This is a genomic window from Streptococcus sp. NSJ-72, from assembly GCF_014334035.1.
GTDB lineage: Bacteria > Bacillota > Bacilli > Lactobacillales > Streptococcaceae > Streptococcus > Streptococcus constellatus.
Genome location: NZ_CP060489.1, coordinates 377,888 through 404,326, shown reverse-complemented (window position 1 = coordinate 404,326; position 26,439 = coordinate 377,888). Strand labels below are relative to the sequence as shown.

At 39.2% G+C, this 26,439-nt stretch carries 20 protein-coding genes and 3 pseudogenes; 3 read left to right on the top strand and 20 right to left on the bottom strand.

Going from position 1 to position 26,439, the window contains the following annotated elements; all coding sequences use genetic code 11:
- Positions 1–48 precede the first annotated feature (48 nt).
- From H8787_RS02090 to H8787_RS02025, 14 genes and pseudogenes are all read right to left on the bottom strand, one after another.
- Positions 49–1,236 (bottom strand): site-specific integrase, encoded by a 1,188-nt coding sequence (locus H8787_RS02090; RefSeq protein WP_048801118.1) that lies wholly within the window; start codon positions 1,234–1,236, stop codon positions 49–51.
- Between the two features lie 75 nt (positions 1,237–1,311).
- Entirely contained in the window at positions 1,312–1,515 is a 204-nt protein-coding gene (locus H8787_RS02085) for an excisionase (protein ID WP_048801117.1), read from the bottom strand.
- 439 nt (positions 1,516–1,954) lie between these two features.
- Entirely contained in the window at positions 1,955–2,206 is a 252-nt protein-coding gene (locus tag H8787_RS02080; RefSeq protein WP_187328128.1) for a helix-turn-helix domain-containing protein, read from the bottom strand.
- Positions 2,187–2,630 carry an RNA polymerase sigma factor gene (locus H8787_RS02075; protein ID WP_048801115.1) on the bottom strand — a complete coding sequence of 148 codons (444 nt, stop codon included), beginning with the start codon at positions 2,628–2,630 and terminating at the stop codon, positions 2,187–2,189. Before H8787_RS02075 ends, H8787_RS02080 begins: the two co-directional genes overlap by 20 nt.
- 451 nt (positions 2,631–3,081) lie before the next feature.
- Positions 3,082–3,270 (bottom strand): annotated as a pseudogene (locus H8787_RS10015) (cysteine-rich KTR domain-containing protein).
- 89 nt (positions 3,271–3,359) lie between these two features.
- On the bottom strand, positions 3,360–5,000 hold the full coding sequence (locus tag H8787_RS02065; protein WP_262350663.1) for a serine hydrolase domain-containing protein: 1,641 nt from the start codon (positions 4,998–5,000) through the stop codon (positions 3,360–3,362).
- A 181-nt stretch (positions 5,001–5,181) separates the two neighbouring features.
- Complete coding sequence (locus H8787_RS02060; RefSeq protein WP_048801114.1) at positions 5,182–6,561, bottom strand: MATE family efflux transporter; 1,380 nt, start codon at positions 6,559–6,561, stop codon at positions 5,182–5,184.
- An 81-nt stretch (positions 6,562–6,642) separates the two neighbouring features.
- Positions 6,643–7,236 (bottom strand): L-2-amino-thiazoline-4-carboxylic acid hydrolase, encoded by a 594-nt coding sequence (locus H8787_RS02055; protein WP_187328127.1) that lies wholly within the window; start codon positions 7,234–7,236, stop codon positions 6,643–6,645.
- A complete protein-coding gene (locus tag H8787_RS02050; protein ID WP_187328126.1) occupies positions 7,233–8,987 on the bottom strand; it encodes an ABC transporter ATP-binding protein in 1,755 nt (584 codons plus the stop codon). The genes H8787_RS02055 and H8787_RS02050 overlap by 4 nt, the downstream gene beginning before the upstream one ends.
- Entirely contained in the window at positions 8,984–10,729 is a 1,746-nt protein-coding gene (locus H8787_RS02045) for an ABC transporter ATP-binding protein (RefSeq protein ID WP_187328125.1), read from the bottom strand. The genes H8787_RS02050 and H8787_RS02045 overlap by 4 nt, the downstream gene beginning before the upstream one ends.
- Positions 10,719–12,188, bottom strand: coding sequence for an ABC transporter ATP-binding protein (locus tag H8787_RS02040; RefSeq protein ID WP_187328124.1), 1,470 nt, complete (start codon positions 12,186–12,188; stop codon positions 10,719–10,721). The genes H8787_RS02045 and H8787_RS02040 overlap by 11 nt, the downstream gene beginning before the upstream one ends.
- Positions 12,185–12,889, bottom strand: coding sequence for an energy-coupling factor transporter transmembrane component T (locus H8787_RS02035; RefSeq protein ID WP_048801109.1), 705 nt, complete (start codon positions 12,887–12,889; stop codon positions 12,185–12,187). The genes H8787_RS02040 and H8787_RS02035 overlap by 4 nt, the downstream gene beginning before the upstream one ends.
- The gene (locus H8787_RS02030; protein ID WP_048801108.1) at positions 12,890–13,486 is read right to left on the bottom strand and encodes an MptD family putative ECF transporter S component; all 597 of its coding nucleotides are present in this window, start codon (positions 13,484–13,486) and stop codon (positions 12,890–12,892) included.
- Positions 13,487–13,552: 66 nt separating this feature from the next.
- On the bottom strand, positions 13,553–14,167 hold the full coding sequence (locus tag H8787_RS02025; RefSeq protein WP_048801107.1) for a TetR/AcrR family transcriptional regulator: 615 nt from the start codon (positions 14,165–14,167) through the stop codon (positions 13,553–13,555).
- A 312-nt stretch (positions 14,168–14,479) separates the two neighbouring features.
- On the opposite strand from H8787_RS02025, the gene H8787_RS02020 reads away from it, so the two are divergent.
- Together H8787_RS02020 and H8787_RS02015 are read left to right on the top strand one after the other, a co-directional pair.
- Complete coding sequence (locus tag H8787_RS02020; protein WP_048801106.1) at positions 14,480–14,809, top strand: plasmid mobilization protein; 330 nt, start codon at positions 14,480–14,482, stop codon at positions 14,807–14,809.
- Entirely contained in the window at positions 14,770–16,113 is a 1,344-nt protein-coding gene (locus H8787_RS02015) for a relaxase/mobilization nuclease domain-containing protein (RefSeq protein WP_187328123.1), read from the top strand. Before H8787_RS02020 ends, H8787_RS02015 begins: the two co-directional genes overlap by 40 nt.
- Positions 16,114–16,154: 41 nt before the next feature.
- On the opposite strand, the pseudogene H8787_RS10240 reads toward H8787_RS02015, so the two are convergent.
- Both H8787_RS10240 and H8787_RS02005 read right to left on the bottom strand, forming a co-directional pair.
- Positions 16,155–16,292: pseudogene (locus H8787_RS10240) on the bottom strand (DUF5348 domain-containing protein); the annotation flags it as partial.
- Between the two features lie 12 nt (positions 16,293–16,304).
- Positions 16,305–17,186 (bottom strand): DUF6017 domain-containing protein, encoded by an 882-nt coding sequence (locus H8787_RS02005; protein ID WP_187328121.1) that lies wholly within the window; start codon positions 17,184–17,186, stop codon positions 16,305–16,307.
- Between the two features lie 576 nt (positions 17,187–17,762).
- On the opposite strand from H8787_RS02005, the gene def reads away from it, so the two are divergent.
- Positions 17,763–18,377, top strand: coding sequence for a peptide deformylase (gene def / locus H8787_RS02000; protein ID WP_003070685.1), 615 nt, complete (start codon positions 17,763–17,765; stop codon positions 18,375–18,377).
- A 42-nt stretch (positions 18,378–18,419) separates the two neighbouring features.
- Here the strand turns inward: def and H8787_RS01995 are convergent, their stop codons facing one another.
- The 4 genes and pseudogenes from H8787_RS01995 to ltrA all read right to left on the bottom strand — a co-directional run bounded on the left by H8787_RS01995 (position 18,420) and on the right by ltrA (position 26,092).
- Positions 18,420–18,650, bottom strand: a complete 231-nt coding sequence (locus H8787_RS01995) for a GlsB/YeaQ/YmgE family stress response membrane protein (protein ID WP_187328120.1) — start codon at positions 18,648–18,650, stop codon at positions 18,420–18,422.
- 438 nt (positions 18,651–19,088) lie between these two features.
- Positions 19,089–23,483 (bottom strand): PolC-type DNA polymerase III, encoded by a 4,395-nt coding sequence (locus tag H8787_RS01990; RefSeq protein WP_187328119.1) that lies wholly within the window; start codon positions 23,481–23,483, stop codon positions 19,089–19,091.
- Positions 23,484–23,768: 285 nt separating this feature from the next.
- Complete coding sequence (locus tag H8787_RS01985; protein ID WP_115263492.1) at positions 23,769–24,623, bottom strand: 5'-nucleotidase, lipoprotein e(P4) family; 855 nt, start codon at positions 24,621–24,623, stop codon at positions 23,769–23,771.
- 195 nt (positions 24,624–24,818) lie between these two features.
- Positions 24,819–26,092: pseudogene (gene ltrA / locus H8787_RS01980) on the bottom strand (group II intron reverse transcriptase/maturase).
- Positions 26,093–26,439: the final 347 nt, after the last annotated feature.

The window sequence follows — 26,439 nt, the reverse complement described above, 5'->3', positions numbered from 1 at the left end:
TTTTTGCTTTGAAAGGTAGTAAAGAAGTAGTAAAACATCTCTTTTCCTTTAAGCCGCCAGTTTGAAAAATTCCGCCTGTGCGCTGTCAAAGGTGGCGTGTGCGTAATAGTTCAGGGTCATTGTAATGTTGGCGTGTCCCATAAGATACTGTAAGGCTTTCGGATTCATTCCCGCATTTGCCATGTTGGTGCAGAATATATGCCGCAAGGTATGAGGTGTTGTTACCGCCGGTAGAGCTTCCTCATGGCTTTTGTTATACTTTTCTACCAGCCTGCGAAACATAGCATCATAGTTGATACAAGCCTGTGGTGTTCCGTTCTTTGTGATAAAGAGAAAGCCTGTATAACCGTCAACGGTAAAATCACTTTTTCTTCGGTTTTGCAGCACTCTCTGTAAGGCTTCAAGCACACGGTTGCTCATTGGAATTTTGCGAATACCATTGTCCGTTTTCGGTGTTTCAATGCGGTAGGACTTTTTCCCGAAGTATTGAAGCTGATGATCCACATTGACTGTCCGATTTTCAAAGTCAATATCTCTGTCCGTTAGTCCGCAAAACTCGGAGATGCGAAGCCCTGTTCCAAGCAAAATGATAAGCTCGTCATAATGCTTGTAATAGGCCTTATCGCTTTTCACAAAGGAAAGCAGGCTTTCTTCCTGCATGGGCGAAAGAGGTATCTTCGGCTCGGTGTCATCCTCAATGACTATATTGATATGAAAGTCAAAGGGATTTTTTCTGATACAGTCCTGAATTGCGGTGTAAAATGCTGCCTTCAGAGAACGCTTGTAATTGCTAATGGTTTTGAAAGAATAGCCTTTTTCTTTCATTCTTAAAGCCCATTCCTTTGCATCAGACATTTTTACATTCTCAATGCTGCATGCTCCGAACGTATCTTCCTCAAGTATTCTCATGAGTTGCTTTCTACCTTGCTTTGTATTGTGCCTTACATTTGCATGGCTTCGTATCTGCTTTGCATATAGCTGGCATACGGACATTTTCTTTCCTACAGGGTCAATCCCGTCATCAAGGTCTTTTTGTATCTCCTTGACCTTTTCACGCAGGGATTTATCTTCACGCTTGCCCTTAGGTGTCTTATCCGTAGGAACTAATTTCCATGCGTACACAAACTGCGGCTTTCCAAAGGTATCTGTATATTTGTAAGCATATCTCCCGTCTTTTCTCTGGCTCTCACCTGACCGCAAAATTCGGTTTTTGCTGTCCTGTCTTTTTTCTGACATTTTATGCTCCTTTCCAAGACGGAAAGATCCTTGATATGCTACATTTATTATAACATCGTCAAGGCCCGATCTCCATTAGATTGTGTCAACCGTATCTATCATTTTTTCAAACTGCTTGCGCTTGATCTGAATACGGTTGCCGTTCATAATAACCCAAGTTGCAGTAGGATTTTCTTCCGCCAGCTTTCGCAGCTTGTTTTCTCCGATGCGAAAATACTTTGCCGCTTCTTCTATGGTAAGGGTATATTTCTCCCAGATAGGCACATCCGTTTGATTCATCCCATCGCCCCCTTTCTTAAAATAGGTATAGTAAAAGGTCTGATATTTTAAGAAGGCAATACCGGATGGCTGTAAGCATTAGCCTCACGGGAATCTCACCCCTGCATGGTTCTCATCCAGCCCTACCCATTGCCTACGACGCTTCTATACCCTAAAGGGCACTTACGCTCGGACTGTGGCTGTAAGGGAGTATCATTATGTATTTTGTGCCGTCATGGCTTGCAAGGTGCTACGCTTGCTTTACGGTAGAATATTTCTCGCTCGGCTTCCGGCTAGGAAAGTGTCATGGCGCATTTTCCGCATAGCTAAAGCACAAAAGGAAAGTGTCCGGTTTGCCCTATGATACGCCGCCATTATCTTGCGGGTATGTTTGTCAAAGAACAGGTGGCAGATGATTTCTGCCTTATCTGCGGAAAGGGGAACGCAGATCGTTACAGTCTTAAATCTTGAAAATCAGGACAGCCTGCATGAGTTTTGAGCGAAGGCGATCTCGTATATCCTCATCTATGTCGTAATAGGTATTTCCCCGCTCATCACGGAGCTTTCTCATAGAAAGGTGTGCGATATAGCCTGCGTAATGCTGGCAGACAATATTCATTGCCTGCGGCTCTCCCTTGGTTGCGGCTATGATTACCGGATAAGGTAACAGGCCGCGTTCATCGTTTCCTGTTTTACCAACTTGGGTAGTCATAAGCGTGTTCCTCCAAATAGCGTTTTAACAGCTCAAATGAGCTGGTTCTCCGATACTGCACCGTGCTTCTTGGAATCTGATAGAGTGCTGCAATTTCCGCATCGCTCATATCAAAGAAATAGTAGAGCAGGACAGCTTTTCTTTTTTCTTCCGGCAAGCTGCGGATCGCGTCAGCGATAAGCTTTGCACTCAATTCTTTTCCTCTTGCGAAAAAGGTTTGTTCTTCTTTATCTTCTGTAAAGAAATCTTCACAGGTATAAAGTTGGTTTTCCTCTTTCGGCGTCAGGTCAGAAAAGTTAATTTCGTGCGCCTGCCGCTTCCTAATGTCCCGATGGACATTGATACTTTCATTTTTCAATGTCCGCTTGCAGAAGCCGTTAAATGCGCAGCGTATCTGCCATTCGGTTCTTTCAGGTTCATCCATGGTATTCACCTCCTTTCGCAGCCGCGAAAGCGGGTAGAATTTCCCCTTTCGTAAACCCTCAACACCGAGGAATTGAAAACTGCCAAAGAAAAGCGAATATTTTTTGAAAAAAATTTTTGCAGGCACAAAAAAATCCCGACTGCATAGGGCAGCCGGGATCGAACATGAAAAGATATGGATATGATTTAAGCGATCATCCGTAAAAGCACGGAAACCCGGAGATAGAATATATCCCTTTTAACAAGATTTTAAGATAACGAAAAATGAACACGGCGATACCTCCTTTGATACCGCCGCTTTTCATAACCTATGATTGATTTTAAGCTTCCGCTTCTTTATTCAAGCAGGATAAAAACGGCGGTCATATATAACTTATGTATTGAGACTTTTGCATAAGTAGGTTTCTCCTTAAAATAAAATGAGCTGGCAATTACAGTTTTATAACTGTAAATCACCGGCTCTGTGTCTTTGCATCTGGCTCTTGAATAATTGATACATTAAATTGTTTGACGTTGACTAAAGTTTCCTATTTGCACTTCGGACAGAACAGGGGAAAGTTTTTTAACTCCGTATTTTCTCTAACTTACTCCCGCGTTTTATTTCCACAAACAGGGCAGAGTAACCATTTTACTTTACTCATATTTTTATTCATAATAATCACAAACTTTCTTCAAAAATTAACTTTGTTTACCCTTGATAATCTCACAATCATCTATTAAAGATGCGTTTTCAAGCAATCGTAAGAAATCCAAGATAATATGCCGAAAAAAGTTGAGCAATAAATACCAATAACAATCTACAACTTTTGAGGTTTTTTTCTTTGGTACATATATATCCTCCACATACAATCCCTATAATACTAAAACACCATCCGGCAATAACAATAGTCATAAGTTCATAAACAAGAATTTCATATATTGAAAACCAATGAACCATTCCGGTAATTCCAGAAATCCCAAGCATAGTTCCACAAATATATAGATACATATGATGTCGTGTACATCTCTTCCGCCTTTGTAGAGTTGAAATGATGCATATAATCAGTAATGTTAAAAATAATAATGTAGTTGATATATAAGTTCCCAAGCTGAACAAAAATGCTATTTTCCCTTTTGTGTTGGTGGCAGGGATATAATCATGAGCTACTCTAAAGCTCATAGAATGTACTTTGCCGTCAGTTATATTAAAAGCAAGTATTTTTTCTTCAGGACTCGCATCCTTGCAAAAGAAAATGTTAGAATCTATTTGTTCGTAATATTGCTTTTTATCTTCAAATGGCATAGTAAGACAAAGACGATTTCCACCTGTCACCCTAATGGAAATCATTTGCATTTTCCCTTGTATTTTTCCAACATTTTTCAATGCAGAGCGGGCAGGAAGATAATCTCCACTTAACATCTTGAGATCTAAATTTTCTTTTATCGTTTTTTCATCAGCTTCTGTATATGCAATTTTTTCCATAATCTCCGAGCAAAACTCCGTCTCCATTACATTTGTCAATATTAAAATTGCTCTCTCATTTTTTGGTTCTACCCATATTTGTGTTTTGAATCCGTATGTTCCTCCTTCATGTCCAAGTAGTTCCGGATTATTCGCATATTGCCAGAAGCCGTGAGATAAACCTGAATTTGCACCATAGGAGCGATAGGTTTCTGTAAACATTTCCTTTTTAGTATGAGAATTATTAAACAATAGATTATCTTTGTCATTATTTTTAGCCAGCTCTTGTGCATAATTCAACAAATCCCCAGCTGAGCCATTCATTCCACCAGCAGGGTACATTCTTAAATACATATTCGGTTCTTTGCGGAATCCCTTTTCAGAAAAAGAATAACCGACTGCCTTTCTTGCCAAAATCGTAGGATTCTCATTCTGAAATGGACCTATCGATGTATTGTTCATATCTAAAGGTTTCAAAATGTGTTCATTTACATATTCTTTGTAATTTTGACCGCTCGCTCTCTCTACAATAAATGCAGCTAATGCAGCACCCCAATTAGAATATGCGCTTACCTTGCCCGGTGAAAATACCTGTTCGGGCTGGTGTGAAGACAAGACTTCGGCTAATGTAAATTCCTTATCTCTTTCAAAATAGCGAAGGTTGATGAGCTGCTCCTCAAAACCCGCCGTATGATTCATGAGATGACGCATTGTAATAGGAGTATCATAATGCAAATTTTTCAAAAAACCTTTTGGTAAATAGTTGCGGATGTCCGCATTCAAATCAATTTTTCCTTCTTCACTTAATTGCATTGCGCTTACCCATATAAAGGTTTTCGATATTGATCCCCCTTCAAAAACTGTGCTTTTAGGATCCATAGGTATATTTTTTTCTAAATCAGCATAACCATAGCCTTTTGAAAATACGATTTCTCCGTGTTCAGATACAATGACACATGCTCCCAGAACGCTTTTACCTATATATATGCATCCGCAACTTTATCAATAGCGGTTTCGTAATTGTCAGTTACTTCCGCAGCATAAATAAAGGAACGCGGGAACAAAACGAAAAAAGCAAAAGCAATGAAACAACTCAAAATGAAGATTTTTTTCATGATATTTCGCCAACTTTCACCTTGCTTATTTCCTGTGCAAGCTTAATGAGATGCTTGTATTCACTAATTAGCAATATAATTGCAATCAAAATTATAACAACATCATTCAAAGGTAATGCCAGCCATACTCCGAGAACATTTCCGTTCAGTAAACGAGGTAATATCAGTACCAAAGGAACCACAAGTGCAAGCTGCCGTAGTATAACCAATACTCCCGCCTGTTTTGCTTTACCGATAGCTTGAAAATAAGTGACTGTCATTATGAGCATGCCATAAGTAGGAAATATGCAATACATAAGCCTAAAATTAGATACTCCTGAACTTACAATAGCTGAATCGGTAATAAATGCAGATAATATCTGCACTGAAAAAATTTCGATTATGGCAAAGAAAAATCCGGCAAGACAAGTAGAACCTATGATAAATATATTCGTAAGTTTTTTAACCCTTATATATTCTTTTGCTCCGAAATTTGTTCCGACAGCAGGCTGCATCCCTTGACTCATTCCCCATATCGGAACAAATGCAAGCTGCATAACTCTTTGAGCGGCTCCCATAAGAGCTATTTGCTTTTCTCCGCCAAAATGCACTGCCGTATTATATACAACTGTCATTTGAACCAACATCATAATTTGCATGAGCATAGCACTCATTCCCACGGAAAAAATTTCTGGTAATAAATCTTTTGCAGGTTTTATCCCATGAAAACGAACCACCGGACTTTTTTTCAAGAAGTATAGTAGGGTTGCTGAAGCCTGAATAATTTGAGAAATCACAGTTGCGATTGCAACAGCTTGCGGTCCCCGAGATGGCATAAGCAGAATGAATATCGGATCTAATATAATATTCAGAATAGCACCGGCAGCCATGATTCCCATTGCAACTCCCATGCGACCCTCTGCCCTTATTACCATATTTGCGCCCTGCATAAAATTTACGAATATGGAGCCGAGATATACTGTTCTTAAATAAGAAACACCCATCTCCAGCACTTCACCGCCGGCACCAGATAAGCGTAAAAATTCAGGAGCAAATATGATACCGATAATCATAACTACTGATGATAAAATGATTACCAAGAAAGTCAGATTTCCTATAATCTTATCCACGGTTTCTTTATCTTTTTTTCCGATTGCCCGAGAAAGTACAGAGCCCGAACCTATCCCAAGAAGAACTGCAATCGCATTATTGATCAATACAAATGGAGATGCCGCCGAAACTGCACTCATGGCATCGGTTCCTACCATTTGCCCAACATAAATTGAATCGACAAAGGCATATAATCCTACTATCAGTTGACCCAAAATCGCTGGCAAACTAAGGCTAATCATCAATTTCCAAGGATTTTCTGTAAGTAATTTATCACGAACATCCATTATAAGACCCTCCTTGTCTTTTATTTTTATGTTTTATCTATATTTATTCTGTATTCACAGCAAGAATGCATGAATTCCTCATCATGGGTGATTGCCAAAATGATTTTTTCCTTTCCTGTTTATAAAATAAAAGTCGCATTTTTCACCGTTCATTCCCAATGTTTGACTTCGCTCAAATACAAATCCCTTTATATTCCCGAATACAATATGATCGCACAGACAGAATATTTCACAAAGCTCCGGGCATTGAAAAAACTTGCAAGTATCCGCCCAAAGGCATTTGAGTACATCGACGCGGTAGTATTTTCCGTCATCCGATAGAATCCAGCTTTTCCAGATTTCATCCCCCGACATCCCTTTTCTCATAAACAAACGAAACAGCCTGAAAAAACCGGGGATATGAAAAAGCGTTTTCAAAAGCTTATGTGCCTTTTCAGCAATATAAAATGAATACTCCTTTACCAATTCTTTCGCCTCATTTTTTGAAAACCCTTTATCTATGAAGCATCGATACAAGGCTATATTGGAAAGAATGCTGCTTTTTTTCTGTTTATCTGTCCATGACCCTTGATTGACTTCTTCGATGAGTTGTTTCATTTTCGTTTTATGTTCTGCATCTATATCTTTTAATATCTGCGCATCTAACTTTCCAAAGTAAAATTTTTTGTATGTCATTCTCGACCTCCTAATTTCCATCCGATTGCATTTCCACGGATTTCCACAAATCGTCGGTAAAGTCCTTCCTGCTGTATCAGTTCCTGATGTTTTCCTCTTTGCACAATCTGTCCATTTTCAAGAACAAGAATTTGATCTGCTTCCCGAACCGTATTCAACCTGTGCGCAATCATCAGAATTGTTTTATTTTTTGTCAGTTCTGAAATAGCCTGCTGCAATTCCCGTTCGTTTTCAGGATCAACACTTGCCGTGGCTTCATCTAAAATAACAATAGGTGCATCCTTCAAAATCGCTCGTGCGATAGAAATTCGCTGCTTCTCACCGCCGGAAAGGGTTGCACCTCCTTCTCCGATCTTTGTTTGGTATCCGTCCGGAAGTGCGGATATGAAATCATGACAGCATGCTTTCTTTGCCGCTGTAATCATTTCTTCTTTTGTTGCCTGCGGTTTTCCAAAAAGAATATTGTTTTCGATTGTATCTTCAAAAAGGTAAACCCTTTGAAACACGATGGAAAAATTTTTAAGAAGGCTGTCGCAGGTATAGCCCTTGACATTAACGCCGCCTAAAAGAATTTCACCACTCTTTACATCCCAAAACCGTGCAATTAAACTGCAAAGGGTTGTTTTTCCACTTCCAGATGGACCTACAATGGCACAACTCGTCCCTTTAGGAACAGAAAAGCTTACATTGTGCAGGATTTCCTTTTCATCATATGCAAAAGAAATGTTTGAAACGGTAATGTCGTATGCTTTCGGAATAAGGTCGGTTCCGTTTTCATCAAGAAGCGGCATATTGGATATCGTTTCCAATCTATCTAAAGAAGCATCCACAACCCTTGCAACAGCAGCCGTACTTCCTGCAAGCTCCACAGTCGCATAAATCATAAAACTTGCGACAATGAGGAGCAGACACTTTTCGGGAGTTATTTCTCCGTTCATGAGTAGGTACGGGGCAACAACGAGGATTGCGAATCTGGCAAATTTGAATATCATTTGAAAGACGGCAGCCAAGCCGGAGAAAACTTTTTCCAAAGCGATGTTTGCCTCTGCGCTTTCATTGATTGCAGCATCTACGGATTTATCCGAACGGTCGGCAAGTCCGAATGCCTTGACCACGGACATCCCTTGTATATATTCTAAAATGCCTGTAACAAGTCCTGCCTGTGCAGCTTGTCTGCGCGGAGAATATTTAGTGCCGGCTTTTTGTATTTTTGTGTACACACAAAGGGAAAGAAAAAGCCCTATGAACATCAAAGCTCCAATTTTCCATTCATAAAACAAAAGCCATATTCCTATCACTGCAGCATGGATAAATCCTCCGGCTACCGCTTCCATAATGGTAACCGCATTGGTTTCCAAATCTCCAAGCGTTGTAGTAACTGCCGCTGTAATATCTCCAAGTCGATGCTCATTAAAATATCCCATAGGGACGCGTTTTAATTTTTCTCCAAGCTCCATGCGCCATTTGGAACACATAGAGAAACTTCCAAGGGTTCTTTTTACAGCAGAAAAATTCGTAAAGAGAATGCGCCCTGCAATACTTAAAAGCATAATCCCCAAGGCTGCCCATACCGTTTTAACCGGCATGTAACCGCTTGAGAGTGATAGTAGTATTCCATTCAGAACTGTAAGCACAGCCATAATAGGAAGCATCTCAAACACGGAATTGCACATATGAAAGATAAATGATAAAATCAGTTTTTTTCTTTCCGTTCCTGAAAAATCCAAAAGTCGTTTGAACATCTGAATCATGCTGACACCCCCTTAATATCAAGTGTGCTGATATGTGCATCCCAAAGTTCTCTATAAAGAGCACAATTTTGGGTAAGTTCTGTATGTTTTCCTTCCGCTTCTATATTTCCTTCATTGATAACGATAATCTTATCGGCTGATGTGATAGTAGATAATCGATGTGCAATGACAATCAGCGTTTTTCCCGCTACAAGTTCGCCGATAGAGTGCTGAATGATCGACTCATTTTCAGGGTCTGTAAAGGCGGTAGCTTCATCTAAAATAACTACGGGACTGTCCTTTAATATGGCTCTTGCAATGGCAATGCGCTGCTTTTCTCCGCCGGAAAGAGTGCTTCCGCTGTCTCCGACAACGGTATCGTAGCCGTTTGGAAATGATGCAATAAAATCATGGCATGCTGCTTTTTTTGCCGCATTTTCGATTTCACTATTTGTAGCATCCGGCTTACCAATTCGTATATTTTCTCGTATAGAAAGATGAAACAAATAATTGTCCTGTGAAACATACGCAATATGTTCCATAACCTGCGAAAGAGGTATGTTCTGCACATCAACACCGCCTATTTTTACAGTTCCGCTTCCCGCATTCCAGAAAGACGCAATGAGTCTGGCGACAGTGGATTTGCCCGATCCCGACGGTCCTACCAAAGCCGTTATTTCATTTTCATTAGCTTCAAATGAAATGCCGTGTAAAACCTCTGTATCTTTGTAAGAGAAAGAGACATTGGAAAATTCTATTTTTTCTCCTTTAAGCGGTACTCGTTTTCCCGGACGTTCCATTTCTTCCGTATCCAAAAGGCTGCCGATTTCTTTCACGGTGGCGTCTACCATAGCAAGGCTGTCTGTATATCGCAATGCCTGAATAAGCGGAACAATCAGACCTAATGATAAAATAATGCAGGATATAAAACTGCCTGCGCTTATGCTTCCGCCTATATAAAACAAACTTCCGACAGGAAGAACTCCGATTAGACTGGAGGGGGCTATTGCAATGCCTGCCGCATAGTACGGATTTGTCTTTTTGAACCATTCAGATTTAGAATTTTCATTCTCCTTTACAGCTTCCGCATATTTGCGGTAAGAATCGCTACTTTGATTAAAAGCCTTGACCACTTCGATTCCACCTATATATTCAACCGTAGCGGCATCCATAGCTTTTGCGGCTTTAATAACTCTGTCATAACGCTTCTCATAATCTTTCATCATTCCCATATAACAGAGCATCCCGATAGGAAATGTTGCAAGAGCAATAAGTGCCAGCCTCCAATCAAGGAACATGAAATAAATCAACATTAAGACAGGAATCATAATATTTGCTGTCAATTCCGGTATTATGTGAGCAAGAGGTAACTCCAATTTTTCAACCGTGTCAACAAGCATAGTTTTGAATTTTCCTGACGGGGTATCCAAGACAAATCCCATGGGCACTCGTGACAACTTTTTCGTAAGTGCAGTACGAATATTTTTCAATACAGTAAATGCGGCTCTGTGAGATCGTATTGTAGATACGGTTGATAAACCAAGCTGCAAAAGATAACCCAAAAGCGCAATTACCGCCATTAGTATTATTGACTTCAAACTGTAATCGCCGGCACATATTTGAATAATAATGCGTGAAACCGCAATATACGGAACGATTCCAAACCCTGCACCAAGAACGGCAAAAACAACCGAACTTAAAAGTAAACCTTTACAGGATTCTGCAAATTCAAATAAGCGATACAATGTGTTTTTATTCTTCATTCCAATCTCCTCCTGCTAAAATATAATTTTCGATATTTTTCTTTTCTTCACCTCTCAAATCGGCAATTATTTTACCGCCTGATAACAGCAGAACTCTGGAACATATTGTTTTTATAAATTCAATATCGTGTGTAATAACGAGCAGGATTTTTTCCTGTTCAGAAAGTCGCTCTATCATCGTTCCTACTTCTCGCATGCTTTTTAAGTCAAGTCCGCTGGTCGGTTCATCGAAAATAAGAATTTCTTTATCACAAAGCAAGCTGATTGCCACTGCCAGCCTTTGTTTTTGTCCTCCCGAGAGTGAAAGAGGATGTCTGTTTTTTAATTCGGAAAGAGATAAGGCCGATAAAGTTTCATCAATAACAGACTCATTTGTTGTTTTTGTTCCGAGTGTGCATTCCGTTTCCACACAATCCGTAAAAAGCTGATGCCCGACATCCTGCATCACCATGTAAGATTTTTTAATACGCGCTTTTGCAGACAATTTCTTGCCGTCTATAAAAATATTTCCCGATTTTTGTTTTATCAATCCGCATATCGTGCGTGCCAGTGTTGTTTTTCCTGTTCCGTTTGCACCGGTAATTGCGACGATTTCTCCGCCGTTTGCGGTGAAAGAGATGTTTTGCAAGATAATCTTTTCGTCATATTTGACATGAATATCTTTTAGCTCTAAGGTATGTTCGGAAAATTTTTTACCATTGGTATTTGTTTTGATTTCAGAAAGATTTCGACACCTGAGTCCCATATTTTGTATTTGTTCAACCGGAAGCCGACAAAAATCCTGTATACTCATATCCTTAAAAATCTGACCATCCTGCATTAAGATGACTCTGTCTGCAATATCTGTTAAATACCACAAGCGATGCTCTGCAATGATAATCGTTTTTCCCTGCCGTCTTATTTTTTCTATCAGTTTTTTTAGTTCAAGCACAGAGTGAAAATCCAGATTAGAGGACGGTTCATCCAACACAAAAATATCCGGATTCGTGGCATACACAGACGCAAATGCAATTTTTTGTTTTTCCCCTCCGGAAAGTTCAAAAATACTGCATCCTTTTAATTTTTCTATATGCAAATCTTTAGTAACCCTTTCAAGCTGCTGTTTTAATTCTTCCGTCTCAAGCATTCTGTTTTCCAGTCCGAAAACAATTTCACTATCTGTATCTGTGTTGAAAAATTGTGTTCTCGGATTTTGAAAAACTGTGCCGACACTATCGGAAAGAGTTGAAATTTCAGTCTCGGCAACATTCATGCCTTTTACAGTTACTTTACCTGAAAGCTTTCCTTCAAAAAAATGAGGAATCAGTCCGTTCACTAATCTCGTAACAGTCGTTTTTCCACATCCGGATGCACCGCACAAAAGAACACATTGTCCTTTTGGAATATTTAAGTGTAATTCCCGTAAAGAAACTTTTTCCATATTCTTGTAGAAAAAAGAAAGTTTTATAAATTCAATCAAGGGAATACACCTCCTCGTAAAAAATCAAAAAATATCATGCAAATAATCCCTATATAGATTGTTACAATCAGAGCATCATGGATTGAAAAACAAACTTTTTCTATACAACTGCGTCTTCCGACATGATCAATTCCCCTTGTAATTGCGGCTTGTGTGATTTCATCAGAGATTTTGGAAGCGGATACCAGCATCGGTACATATACATACTCCATTATTTTAACCGGATGGCGTAAAAATCCTGTAAAAGAAGCGGTTATCCCTCGAAGAGCCATGGCGTCCTTAATATAGTTCCATTCCTCAGCCATTGTCGGAAAGTATCGCAATGTAACAGAAAGCGCAATCGTAAAGCCTTTAGGCAAATGCAGTCGACTGAATGCAGCTAAAAAAGCACTGACCCTTGTCGTGCGTATTAAAAATGCACCAAGCATAAAACAAGGAATCAGTTTCCTTATATAGACATCAAACATATATATGATGCCTCCGATTGTAACGGGTAATTTTAATATCACAAACAGCTGTACCATCAATAATACAATAAAGAGAATTCCGTATCTTGAAGCAGTGCGGAGCTCTTTCGCCTGCAAGAGCAAGAATACGGGGATTGCTGTAAAAAGGCATTCTATGACGATACTTTCATTCAAAAAAACGGAAATACCGGTTATTGATAAAATCAGCAGCTTTGTTCTTGGATCTAAAGCCATTTATATAATCCCCACTTTTTCAAAATGTTTTTTCAATAATTTTTTACCAATAAAGCCTCCGATTATGGCACAAATAATTGTCCCCAAAATCATTAAGGGGATAATCCACCAATTTATTCTGATTGCATTGATGATTCCTTCAAAAGAAGAAACATCTCCTTTTCTACGCATGAATTCATCAAACTGTGCAGGCATGATAGCCATAGGGATATAAGCTCCCATTGGAGACAGTGCAAACACGCAATATGCAAGTAAATTTCTTCTGAATGATTTGAATTTTCCTGTCTGGCAAATAAAGTCCGCAATAAATCCAAATACGATGAAAAATGCAGACATCATCCAGAACATACCGGTAACGAATAATAAAATCCCGGCAAGTATGCCAAGTATGGAAAGTGAACCTCGCTTCGGTATTTTAGCGATATATAACATAAAAACACTGCCCGCAAATAAAGCGACTATCATCGGCATAAACGGAAAAGTTGCAGGTGTCATCTGTGCGATACCGCCTATCACAAATGCAATAACAAAATAAATAAGTGAAAAAACACCTATGGAAATGTAATCTCGTGTCAATAATTTGTTTTCATTTTTCATAATAAGAACATCCTTTCCAACATAAATATTAGCCTTTTCTAACTTGAATATAAAAATTTTTACAGCTTATGTAAGCCGTAAAAGTCCCTCCCATCCGGAATTAAAAAAAACGGCAAGTTCTTCAATATATTCAATCGCCTGTTCTCTCGTCATATCATGAACAACTGTTTCAAATGCAGCTGTAAAATATGCACTGGTAATCATGTGATGTAAATCATGGCTGACACTTCCTGTCATTTTGCCTTTTTCTTTAAGAATAGCATAGTATTTTTCTGTACGGGATACTTCCAATTCTACAAGTTCATGAATATAATCTTTATATTTTGTGCCCTCAGAACAGCAAAGTACGAGCTTGAATTCCTCAAAATAATCATAAATATAATTTACAAAATGCAGAAGGTATTTTGTAGACAACTCTCTGCTTTCCGAAGTTTTATTTTCGGGGATTAAATTAAAATGGGCATCTTGTGCAGCTCTGAATTGTTCTGTCAAACCGTCTGCCGCTTCAGAAACAAGTGCTTCAAATAAAGCTGCTTTATCCGGATAGTATCCGTAAAAAGCACCTTTGGTAAATCCTGCTTCCGCTACAATTTTTCTGAGAGACGCATCCTTAAATCCCTTCGCTAAAAATTCCCGTTTTCCCACTTCTAATATTTTTTGTTGCGTTGCTGATATTTTCATCAAATGCCTCCTCGCTAATATACCAACGGTATATACCACTGGTATATTAGCATAATTTTTATTTTTAGTCAATATAGTTTGGATAAATAAAACAGTTTATGCCAATGTCGTTTTATTTTCTTTTTATTTGCAATTTTTGGCAAAAGGCAAATTACCGTTGTTATAGAGATTAAGGGATAAGAAGAATAGCAAGCATAGGAAAGGAGTACCATTTCCGTAAAAAATCTCTATTCCCCGCATTTCCGGCGTCAGAGATTTTGCTTGTTGGGAAGTGTCCCAAACCCTCTATGAAAGCAGAAAGGAAATTCACCTATGAATAACAGAAAAAGAAATGTGCAGATTAAATTTCGTGTTACAAAAGAAGAACGCAGCCTAATTGAAGAAAAAATGAAACAGGTGCCTACAAGTAACATGGAAGCGTACCTTCGGAAAATGGCGATAGACGGATATATCATTCAGATTGATCACAGCGATATAAAGAAAATGACGGCAGAGCTTCAAAAAATCGGGGTCAACATCAATCAGATTGCAAAAAGAGCCAATGCAACAGGAAATGTGTATCAGGAAGATATAGAAGAAATCAAAGGAGCCTTAAAAGAGATATGGCGGTTACAAAGATTAAGCCTATTAAAAGCACACTGAAAAAAGCACTTGAATATATCCAAACCCCCGATAAAACCGATGATAAAATGCTTGTATCTTCTTTCGGATGCAGTTATGAAACCGCAGATATTGAATTTGCCTTTACTCTTTCACAGGCACTTGATAAAGGAAACAATTTAGCCCATCACCTGATACAGTCCTTTGAACCGGGAGAGGTCAGTTTTGAAAAAGCCCATGAGATTGGAAAGCAGCTTGCGGATGCCGTAACAAAAGGACAGTATGAATATGTCCTAACCACTCATATTGATAAAGGGCATGTCCATAATCACATTATTTTTTGTGCCGTTAATTTCGTGGACTATCATAAATATAACTCCAATAAAAGAAGTTACTACGGGATCAGGAATATCAGCGACCGCTTATGCTATGAAAACGGCTTGTCGGTTATCACTCCGGAAAAAGGGCGAAAAGGAAAAAGCTATATTGAGTATCAGACGGTAAAGACAGGTACAAGCTGGAAAGGAAAACTAAAAGAAACGGTTGACCTTCTGATTCCTCAGGTAAAGGATTTTGAAAAGCTTTTAGAGAAGCTGCAAGCTTCCGGTTATGAAATCAAACGCGGAAAATATATATCCTGCAGAGCACCCGGACAAGAGCGATTTACAAGACTGAAAACTCTCGGTATTGATTATACGGAAGAAGCAATCCGAAAGCGCATTGCAGGAATAAGAAGTCGTAATGTTAAGATACCGAAGCAGGAACAAGGAATATCCCTACTGATTGATATTGAAAATAATATCAAGGCGCAGCAGTCGGCAGGCTATGAACATTGGGCGAAGATCCATAATCTGAAACAGGCTGCAAAGACAATGAATTCCCTTACGGAAAATAACATCTTGCAGTATGAAGATCTGATAAAGAAAATAGATGAAATTATCCTTGACAGTGAACAGACAGCATGCAGCTTAAAGCAGAACGAAAAGAAACTTTCCGATATGGCTGTTCTTATAAAAAATATCTCAACCTATCAAAAGACAAGGGATATTTACAGAGGATATATCAAAGCAAAGGATAAGGAATCATATAGGCATAAACACGAAAGTAGTCTGATACTTTATAAGGCTTCGGGAAAGGCACTAAAGGATGCAGGCGTTACAAAACTTCCGAATATTACCGCTTTGCAGAAAGAATATGCCGCCCTGCAAAAGAAGAAAGAAGCCATATATTCCGACTACGGAAAGCTGAAAAAGAAAGTCAAGGAATGTCAAAAGATCAAGCAGAATGTTGATACGATTTTACAAAGAAAAAATCCGAGCAAGGAGCGTACAAAATCCCTTGAATGATTCCTCTTGTGAATACCATTCATCGCTTTTGCTTATGTCTATCTTGGTTTTTTCCATTTCCCATAGGCAAAGACTTCGAGCTGTTCTCCAGGATAAAGAGCCCCTAAATAGTCTTTTAGGTCAAAACGGATGTCGTAGCGGTCGTGGTATTCGTCAAAGATAAGGGCTCCCTGTTTCATAATTTTTCTCCTTTAGAAATCATTTCTTCCGTACATATCGTGATTGAAAAGGGAGCTGTAATAGTTTCCTATGGTGGACGGGGCGTTAAAAAGCACCGCCTTTAGATACTGCTTTATGTTTCTTACCTTTGTGGTATTTTCCTGCATACAGTCAAGGACAAACTCGATATGGCTGCTGTCAAGCTTCATAAATTTTGCCTTTACAAGCTCCGCCGGGTATTCATCACCTGCAATTAAGATTTTCTTTCTTTTGCTGCATACGGTTTCAAGAATCAGGTCAAGGATTTCATCTATGCGATCACGGTCAAGGTGTTTGGCGTTTATGAGGTGTTCATACTCGATATTGTCCTTGATAATTTCCTCATAGATTTTATATGCGTCTTTCTCATCCGTTCCTTTCTTTTCCGGTAATGACTTATCCAAAGGAGAGGGGTCAGGGGAAAGGATAGGAATGGAATCGGTATTTAATCCATCTTTATTTATTTCTTCTTTTTTTGATAGATCCGTATTTTGTATATCTTTATTTAATTGCATTGGATTTTCCGATGTCGGATTATCCGCTTTCGGTTTTTCCAATACCGGCTGATCCAATACCGGACTAATCGGCTGTTCATAAATGGTGTAGGTAATGGCTGTCATTTTCCCTTTTTCATCTCTGCCCTGCGACCTTTCTATATATCCCGCTTTTTCAAGCTCCAAGACGGCGGTACGAATGGCGTCTATGCTTTCTTTGTTGATATGGGAAAGCCCTGCAAGGGTATAGTCCCAGTTTTCCGGAAGCGACAGCATTTGAGAAAGCAGCCCCTTTGCCCTTAGGGTCAGTTCCTTGTTTCGCAGGTGATGATTGCTCATGACGGTATATCCCTTGTTTTTCTCTACTCTGAAAACTGCCATGTTCTTTGCTCCTTTCGTTTTATTTTGTTACGCAGTTAAAGGGCGATTTTGAAAGAAAAGGTATATTCCCCTTGCTTTGTCAAAACCGCTCTCTGAAAGCCTTATATTTCAAGCCTGTATATGCCTCAACTTCGTAACATTGGCATGAAAAAAGCGGTGTCCTTATGCTTCCTTTGACGGAAGCGAAAGATCACCGCTTTTACGATTTCCTATTTAATTTTGATCCCTGCAACATACCTTATGGCATCTGTGATAAAATACCTTTATTCGCAAGAGTTTTTACAGCACATCAAGGCTTTTTCCTTAAAAGTAGTAAATTGGTAGTAAATTCAGCTTGTACTCTTGCAAATATCCCTGTATTTCAAAGGGTTTGAGGGTTAATGATTAAAGTTTTGCTAGAAACTTTAAGCAAAATAAACTAATTTTTTACTAATTTATTTGTACACACATTCTTTACATTGCTATTTACTTGTATTTCTTTCTCCTTTCTTTCTCCTCTATTTTATGTTATATTTAACGTATATCAAAACAATTTAACTTGGAATAAAAATCCAATTTGAAAACAAAGGAGAAAAGATGTCTGTTATTGAAAAATTAACAAAACCGGCTCATTCAATTGATATGAATGATATCATTCGTGAAGGGAATCCAACGCTTCGAGCAGTAGCAGAAGACGTTACTTTTCCACTTACAGATCAAGAAATTATCTTGGGTGAAAAGATGCTTCAATTTTTGAAAAATTCACAAGATCCTGTAATAGCTGAAAAAATGGGGCTTCGCGGCGGGGTTGGTCTAGCAGCTCCACAACTAGATATTTCTAAGCGAATTATTGCCGTCTTAGTTCCAAACATGCCAAACAAAGATGGCAATCCCCCTAAGGAGACCTATGCTTTACAAACAGTTATGTATAATGCTAAAGTAGTGGCACATTCTGTCCAAGATGCGGCACTTGCTGAAGGAGAAGGATGCTTATCAGTTGACCGCGAAGTTTCTGGTTATGTTGTTCGCCATGCACGTGTCACTGTTGACTATTTTGACAAAGAAGGCGAAAAACACCGCATCAAACTAAAAGGGTATAATGCTATCGTTGTGCAACACGAAATTGATCATACAAATGGTATTATGTTTTATGACCGTATCAATGAAAAAGATCCTTTCGCTATCAAAGAAGGAATGTTAGTGATCGAATAGAAAAAGTAGGGTGAGAATCATTCTCACCCTACTTTTTCTATATTAACTCCCTCTCTTCCAAAAAATAGCAAGGAGAACAATGGCTCCTAATACAGATGGAATAATAGCTGTTTCTGATAAATGAGGTCCCCAATTTCCAAATAGGGCTTGACCAATCCATGCCCCAAACCAGCCTAATAAGATCTTTCCAATGCAGCCCATTTTCTCTCCACGGTTAGTGATTGCTGCCGCAATCAGACCAATAATAAAGCCAACAAACATACTTCCAATCATTTACTTCTCCTTCCTGATATTCTGCAAAGTCAAACATCTTTTCTTAACATCTCTTCAAATAACAAGGGGGGTTACTTTTTTGAAAGACAACCAAACTTAAAAGTACTATCGATGCAAGCATTGTCTTTAGGAAAAATTCACGTGCATGATGAAAATTTCTTTGAGTTTTTTTAGCTTCTGCTGAAATAGTTAATTGCATAACAAAACCTTTTTATTGGCAAATGTCATACAAAGAACAACCGTAATCTATAAATTTTGTAAAAAGCTTTACAAGCAGTAAAAATTTTCACTTAAACATGTATATTTTAGTCTAGTCTTTGGAAAAATACCTAGCTGTTCGTGGAAAATTAATACTATTTCGCGAATAAACCAGCGGGAATTCTCGGTTGGAAACAGCCGTATCAGTTGAAAATCCCGCATTCATCAAAAGAAGACGTCTTAAAACAAATCATCAAACAAACTTAGCTGATTGTCTTCTGGCATATTGCTCAGGATGCCCATATCGTCCATTTTTTCGACTAAAGTAGCTGATAACCCACCACGTTTTCGCAACTCAGTCTTGGAGAGGAATTCTCCCTCTGCCCGCGCTTTAACCAATTGATTTGCAACGTTGTCACCCAGACCGTCCATGGCAGAAAATGGAGGAATCAACATATCTCCATCAATCAGAAATTCTGTCGCGTCACTCTTATAAAGATCGAGTTTCCCAAATTTAAAGCCTCTTTCCAACATTTCATTGACGATTTCCAAGGTTGTATACAGGTCAATTTCTACATTGGACGCTTCATTATTTTTACGTTTTTCAGAGATTTCATTCATTTTGCGCTTAACTGAATCTAATCCGCTACTCATGACTTTAATATCAAAGGCTTTGGCACGGATAGAAAAGTAAGCACAATAGTAATAAATCGGATGATGCACTTTGAAATAAGCTACCCGTAGAGCCATCATTACATAGGCAGCTGCATGGGCTTTAGGAAACATGTACTTGATTTTTCCGCAAGATTCAATATACCATTCAGGGACATTGTTTTCTTTCATAGCGGCAATATAACCATTACGCTCTTCGTCAGAAATTTTCAACCATGCACCTTTCCGCACACGCTCCATAATGGTAAAGGCCATTTTTGGTTCTAAGCCCTTGTGCATGAGATAGACCATGATGTCGTCCCGACAACCGATAACGGTAGATAAGTCCGCAATTCCCTGCTTAATTAAATCTTGTGCATTTCCAAGCCATACGTCAGTACCGTGAGACAAGCCTGATAATTGAAGTAATTCTGCGAAAGTTGTTGGGTGAGTTTCATCCACCATGCCCCGTACAAAGTTGGTTCCAAACTCAGGAATCCCCAGCATACCAGTTGCCGTACCTATTTGCTCTTGTGTTACTCCCAGAACATCTGTTCCTGAAAAGAGTGCCATAACTTCCTTATCATCCATAGGAATATCATTAGGGTCAATACCTGATAAATCCTGCAATTTCCGAATCATAGTCGGATCATCATGACCGAGCACATCGAGTTTCAGGACATTTTCATCAATATCATGAAAATTAAAATGAGTCGTTTGCCATTCGGCAGTCAGGTCATCTGCTGGATATTGAACCGGCGTGAAATCGTAAACGTCCATGTAGTTTGGAATAACAACAATCCCACCAGGGTGCTGTCCGGTCGTTCGTTTAACACCTGATGCACCTTGCGCCAATCGCTCGACTTCTGCATCGCGATAAAATTTATTGTAATCTCGCTCATAACCTTTCACGAAACCATAGGCTGTCTTAGCTGCAACTGTACCAACAGTACCAGCCCGAAAAGCATATTCCTCCCCAAAAATGTCTCGAACATCTAAGTGGGCACTAGGCTGATCCTCTCCAGAGAAGTTCAAGTCAATATCAGGGACCTTGTCTCCGTCAAATCCAAGGAAGGTCTCGAAAGGAATATCCTGGCCATTCTTGCTCAGCTTGTGGCCACATTTTGGACAGTCCTTATCCGGCATATCAAAGCCAGAACCATAGGAGCCATCCGTGATGAACTCGCTGTATTGACATTTACCACAGACATAGTGGGGTGACAAAGGATTGACCTCAGTAATCCCAATCATGGTCGCCACAAAACTGGAGCCAACCGAACCACGCGAACCAACTAAATAGCCTCGTTTATTAGAACGCTGTACGAGCATTTGTGAAGCCAGATAAATCACGGCAAAACCATTCCCCAAAATAGAGGATAATTCCCGTTCAATTCGATGATCTACAATATCTGGTAGTGGATTACCATAGATTTCAAAAGCCTTTGCGTAAGTCAGCTCAGCGACTTTTTCTTCAGATTTATCAATAAATGGTGTATAGAGGTCCCCTTTTACCACTTCGATTGGTTCAAAGCTTGACGCCAACTGATTGGGATTCTCAATGACCACTTGTCGAGCTAGTTCATCACCTAAAAAAGCGAATTCATCCAGCATTTCATTGGTTGTACGGAAATGTGCTTTGGGAAGTGGAGCCGGTTGAGCATTTTCACCGTGACCTATGGTCCGGTTAATCATGGCACCTTGTCCCAAACTCCTAACGATAATCTCCCGATAAATTTCTTCCTCAGGCTCAATATAATGCACATCTCCCGTAGCCAGAACTGGTTTGTCTAAGCGTTCACCCACTTCAATCAAATTCTTGATAATCGTGTGCAGCTCCTCCATATCCTTAACCTGCTCTTTGGCAATCAATGGAGCATAAATCGCTGGAGGCATGATTTCGATAAAGTCGTAATATTTCGCTACTTCGACAGCTGCATCCAGACCCTGTGAAACAACCGCATCAAACACTTCTCCTTCTGAACAAGCAGTTCCTAGAACCAAGCCTTCTCGATGCGCATCCAAAACCGTTCGAGGAATCCGTGCTACACCTTCAAAATATTTAGTATTGGACAGGCTGACCAATTTGAAAAGATTCTTCAACCCTGTTTGATTTTTCACATAAATCGTAGCGTGTTTCACTCGTGCTTTTTTATAGGAATTTTCATCTACCAAATCCGTATTCAACTTATTAAGATTGGTAATTCCACGCTTTTCTGCTACATCTCTGATGAAGATAAATAGCAGTCGTCCTGTCGCTTCCGCATCGTAATTAGCCATGTGGTGATGGTCAAGCGATACTTGAAAACGCTTGGTTAGAGGCCCCAAACCATGCCGCTTGTATTCTGGATAGAGATTGCGGGCAAATTCCAGCGTGTCAATGACTGGTTGGGTAATTTTTGGCAGGCCATGACGCTCATAGTTGACATTCATAAAGCCCACGTCAAAGGTAGCATTATGGGCGACAAGTACCGTATCTTTGCAAAATTCCTGAAATTCCTGTAAAACTTGCTCAAGTGGTTTCGCATTTTTAACATGTTCATCTGTAATTCCCGTCAAATCTGTTGTAAACGCACTCAAAGGGTGTCCTGGATTAATAAATTCGTCAAATTCCGCGATGACATTGCCCTTGTACATCTTGCTGGCTGCCACCTGAATCAAATCATTATAAATAGCAGACAAACCAGTCGTTTCTACGTCAAAGACAACATAAGTAGCTTCTCTCAACTCCATATCTATTTCATTGTAAGTAATGGGCACACGATCTTCAACAATATTGGCTTCCATACCATAAATCAACTGAATCCCGGCTTTTTTAGCAGCTTTATAACCATGAGGAAAGCTCTGCACATTGCCGTGGTCAGTAATCGCAACTGCTTTATGCCCCCACTTCGCAGCTGTCGCAATCAAGTCTTCGACTTCTGGTAGGGCATCCATAGTTGACATATTGGTATGCGCGTGAAATTCAATCCGTTTCTCACCTTCAGGCATGAGATCTTTACGGTCATAATGCACCACTTCCTGTACATCTTGTACATTCATAGTCAAATCATGCGTGAAGTTATTCATTTCAATATTTCCACGTACACGCAACCATGAATTTTTCTTAATCATGTCATATTTCTTAGCTTCTTCTTCATTTTTAAACCATTTCTGAAGCGCAAAGCTAGAAGTATAATCGGTCATCTTAAAATTAATGAGTACGCGTCCTGTGCGAGTAACCTTTTTTTCAAGATCGAAAACCATTCCTTCAAAGACAATCCGGTTTTCCTCAGTCTGAATGGCATTCATCTGCGTGATTTCAGCTTTATCCAATTTTGGTCGTGCAATAGCTTTTTTCGCTTGAAAACCAGAGTAACTTGTCTTTTCTTCAACAGGTGGAGCTGCCATTTTCTGCAGCGCTTCTATGGCTTTTAGAGCTTCATCATTCGCTGCTTGTACAATCTTTTCTTTCTTAGCTTGGAAAGTTTCGACTTGCTGCTGTGTTAAAGCATCGCTTGCCTTAACCTGACATTGAAATTGTGGAAAACCAAACTTGACCAACTGTTTTGCCAAATTTGGCAAATGAGTCTTCTGAAAATGATCCGTATCAATGCTTGAAGGACCTTCAATCACTAATTGATTTCCTTCAGCATGCACCTTCAACCCTTGATACATACTGCGAAATCCCTGACTAGTACAAGGATCTTCTGTAAAAGCTTCTTGATAATAAGCCTGCAATAGCTCATCTGTGAAATCTTTGTTTATTGTCCTTATCTCAAAAACTGCTTGATTCCCCGTTTTAGAAAATTCTTCCTTCAAGCACTTTTTCAATTCTTGAAATATGTCAATCGGCAAAATTTCTTCAAAAGAAAAATGAAATTCCCAGATATGGCTGACTTTATGCACCAGAACTTGCTCAATTTCTGCATGTAAAAAGGCACTTGATTGTCTCATATCAAGTGGCATATTGATTTGATTCATTAAAATTTCAAACGTTGATGACATCTTTTTCCCTCGCCTTGTAATGACACTATTCTACCATAAAACAAAGGATTTTTCGATTAAAAAATAAAGAATCCCCTTTATCTTGCCACTAGTATAAACCATTTTTATTTTAAGTCACATCTTGCTAGCTAGCTTAAGAGTAAGTATCTGGAAAATATAAGCACCTTTACTATAATAAAATAGGAAAATCTTAGTCCACTTTTTCACACATTCACAAAGCACAAGCTAAAAGACAAAGAAAAAACAGAATCCCTCAAAATAAGGGCGTTCTGTTTTTCCTTCCTATTATTTATAACCTTGTAACGCTTTTTGGCGTTCTTCAGTTTGGCCTTTCGCATCTAATTTTTTGCCTTTGTAAACTGTGCTTTCCCATGAACCGTACATTGGATTTGGGAAGATAATGAATTTTTCGCCAAATTCTTTCTTTAATTCTTCCAATTTCTTGCCACGTTCATCAGCTGATGTCTTTGAGAAATCTGCAAAGTCAACCAGATTATCTCCTAGCAACATAACCAGATTCGTTTTTTCCTGAACTTTTTGACGGCGACCTTCTTTGGATTTCACGCCTTTTTCTAAAAACATCAAATGATCTTTCCCTTGTACAGGAATACCTTCTTTTTCTAAGTTCTTAATCGTTGCATCTACTTGATTTGCCGCACGGTCAGAAATATAGTAGATTTGAACACCATTTTGATGAGCATATTGAAGAAATTCTTTCGCACCAGGAACAGCTTTAGCTGAAGCTTTCTGTACCCAAGCATCCCAATTTTTAGGATTAAAAGCTGTGCCGTCTTTGACATTCTGTACTTGGTAAGGGCTATTGTCTAAGACCGTTTCATCCAAGTCAAGAACGATTGAATAGGGCTTATCTGTCGGCTTTTGCAGTAATTCTTTCAATCGGTTCGTGGCGACATTATAACCTTGTAGATACAGAGCCTTCGCTTCATCAGACTTTTGATACCAAAGTGTGCCCATGGTATTTTCTCTTGAGCGCAATTGATCATAAGTCATCGTAACTTTATTGTCAGATGTGTTGCTTTGCGTAGCCTTATTATCAGTTGCTTTTGTCCCACAACTAGTCAATAAAATAACTGAAGCAAGAGCTGAAAAAATTGTGATTGTGGCTTTAGATGATTTCATAAAACCAATTCCTCCTAATATTAATCTATCAAAATTATAGCGTTTTCATAAAAACATTTCAAGTTATCTGACCAATTATACAGACGAAAAACAGATTGGCAGAAAAATCTCCAATAAATCCATCAAAAAATCGAGTAGGAGCTAATTTCTAGTTACTCTCACACTACCCGTACGTGCCGTTCGGCATACGGCAGTTCAACTAACTTTTAACGCATGTCGTTCAAAATAATAATCTAAACAGCTAACCAGTCCTCGTTTTGCGAGGGCTGGTTCTGATATAGCTTGCTTGAATACCGACTTGGTCGCAACCAATTGATAGTGCTCACCCCAACCTGAGAATTTATCCGCTATCCATTTAGGAACGCCTAATTTTAGTAATCCCCATAGTCGTCTCGATTTCTTCTATTGTTTCCAGATAATCACTTGGATACGAGTTCTCAAACGCTCATCTATTTGAGTTACTACCTTTTTCATGTCGCCAAGAGAAAAATAGTTTATCCACCCTCGTATAACCCAGTTTAATCGCTCAATGTGTGTTGTTAGGTCCATACTCCACTTTCTAGTCGTCAGTCGTTTCAACTTTCGTTTAAAGCTCTGAACACTATCCTGATGAGGACGACTCTTCCAACCTTGCGGAGACTTCCAAAAACCAAAACCTAGGTACTTGAGTTGGCTAGGTTTCACGATTTTAGTTTTTGTCATGTTCACTTTCAGCTCCAATCACTTCTCAATAAAGCGACTGACTAAGTACATAACTCACTTGGCAACTGCTTCGCTCCTAACCGTGATTCCGCAATCATCTGCGTACCGAATGCAATGAAGACCTCGTTTCTCTAGTTCCTTATCCAACTCATTAAGCATGATATTTGATAACAGCGGAGATAAGTTACCCCCTTGAGGTATCCCTACAAGAGTCTTGTGACGTTGATCATTGATAATTACCCCCGATGAAGGTATTTCCGAATCAGTAATTCTGTATCTCCATCATGAATAATATTCTGCACTAGAGACATGAATCTATCTTGCGGTACTGTGTCGGAGAATTTCTCTAGGTCAATATCCACAATCCACTCATAACCATCATTAAGGCACTCAAGTAACTTGACAATGGCTGTCTCACAAGAACGATTTGGTCTGAAACCATAGCTGTATTCTGAGAAACGAACTTCACAGACTGGACTCAGGACTTGAACGATAGCCTATTGTATCATTCTGTCCGTGACAGTTGGGATTCCTAGGTTGCGGATGTCTCCATTGGGTTTCGTAATTTCAATTCTGAGTACGGGCTGAGGTTTATCCTTCCTCTCCTTGATAAGCTGTTTTGTTTCTCGTCAGTTTTGACGGAGATAGCCGTCCATCTGTTCGATAGTAATTCCATCGATACCAGCAGATCCTTTATTAGTTTTCACCTGTTTATAAGCTTCAAGCATATTGTTACGAGATAATATCATACTTAGCAATTCTGACATGTGTGGATTCCCTTTCTGTTTTGTTGCCTGTAGGCTATCTTATATTGGTAAGCTGTCCACTATCAATACGTACTAACTTTCAGCTCTATCAGACTGTTCGTTTTACAGACACAAGTGTCTAGGATTACTTCGATTAGTTATTCACCCCTTCACTCCATCTCCATTACAGAAACTTCTTCACTACTATGGATTCGACTGACTTCTTGTCGTTCGTTGTTACTAGGTTTTACCCTCGACAAGACCTCACGGGATAAGTCATACATCTTTCCTCGTTTACTCTCGTGATTTACGCATATAGGTTACGACTGCCTATTTGGATTTTAGGGTTATAAGACCCATCATCCGCT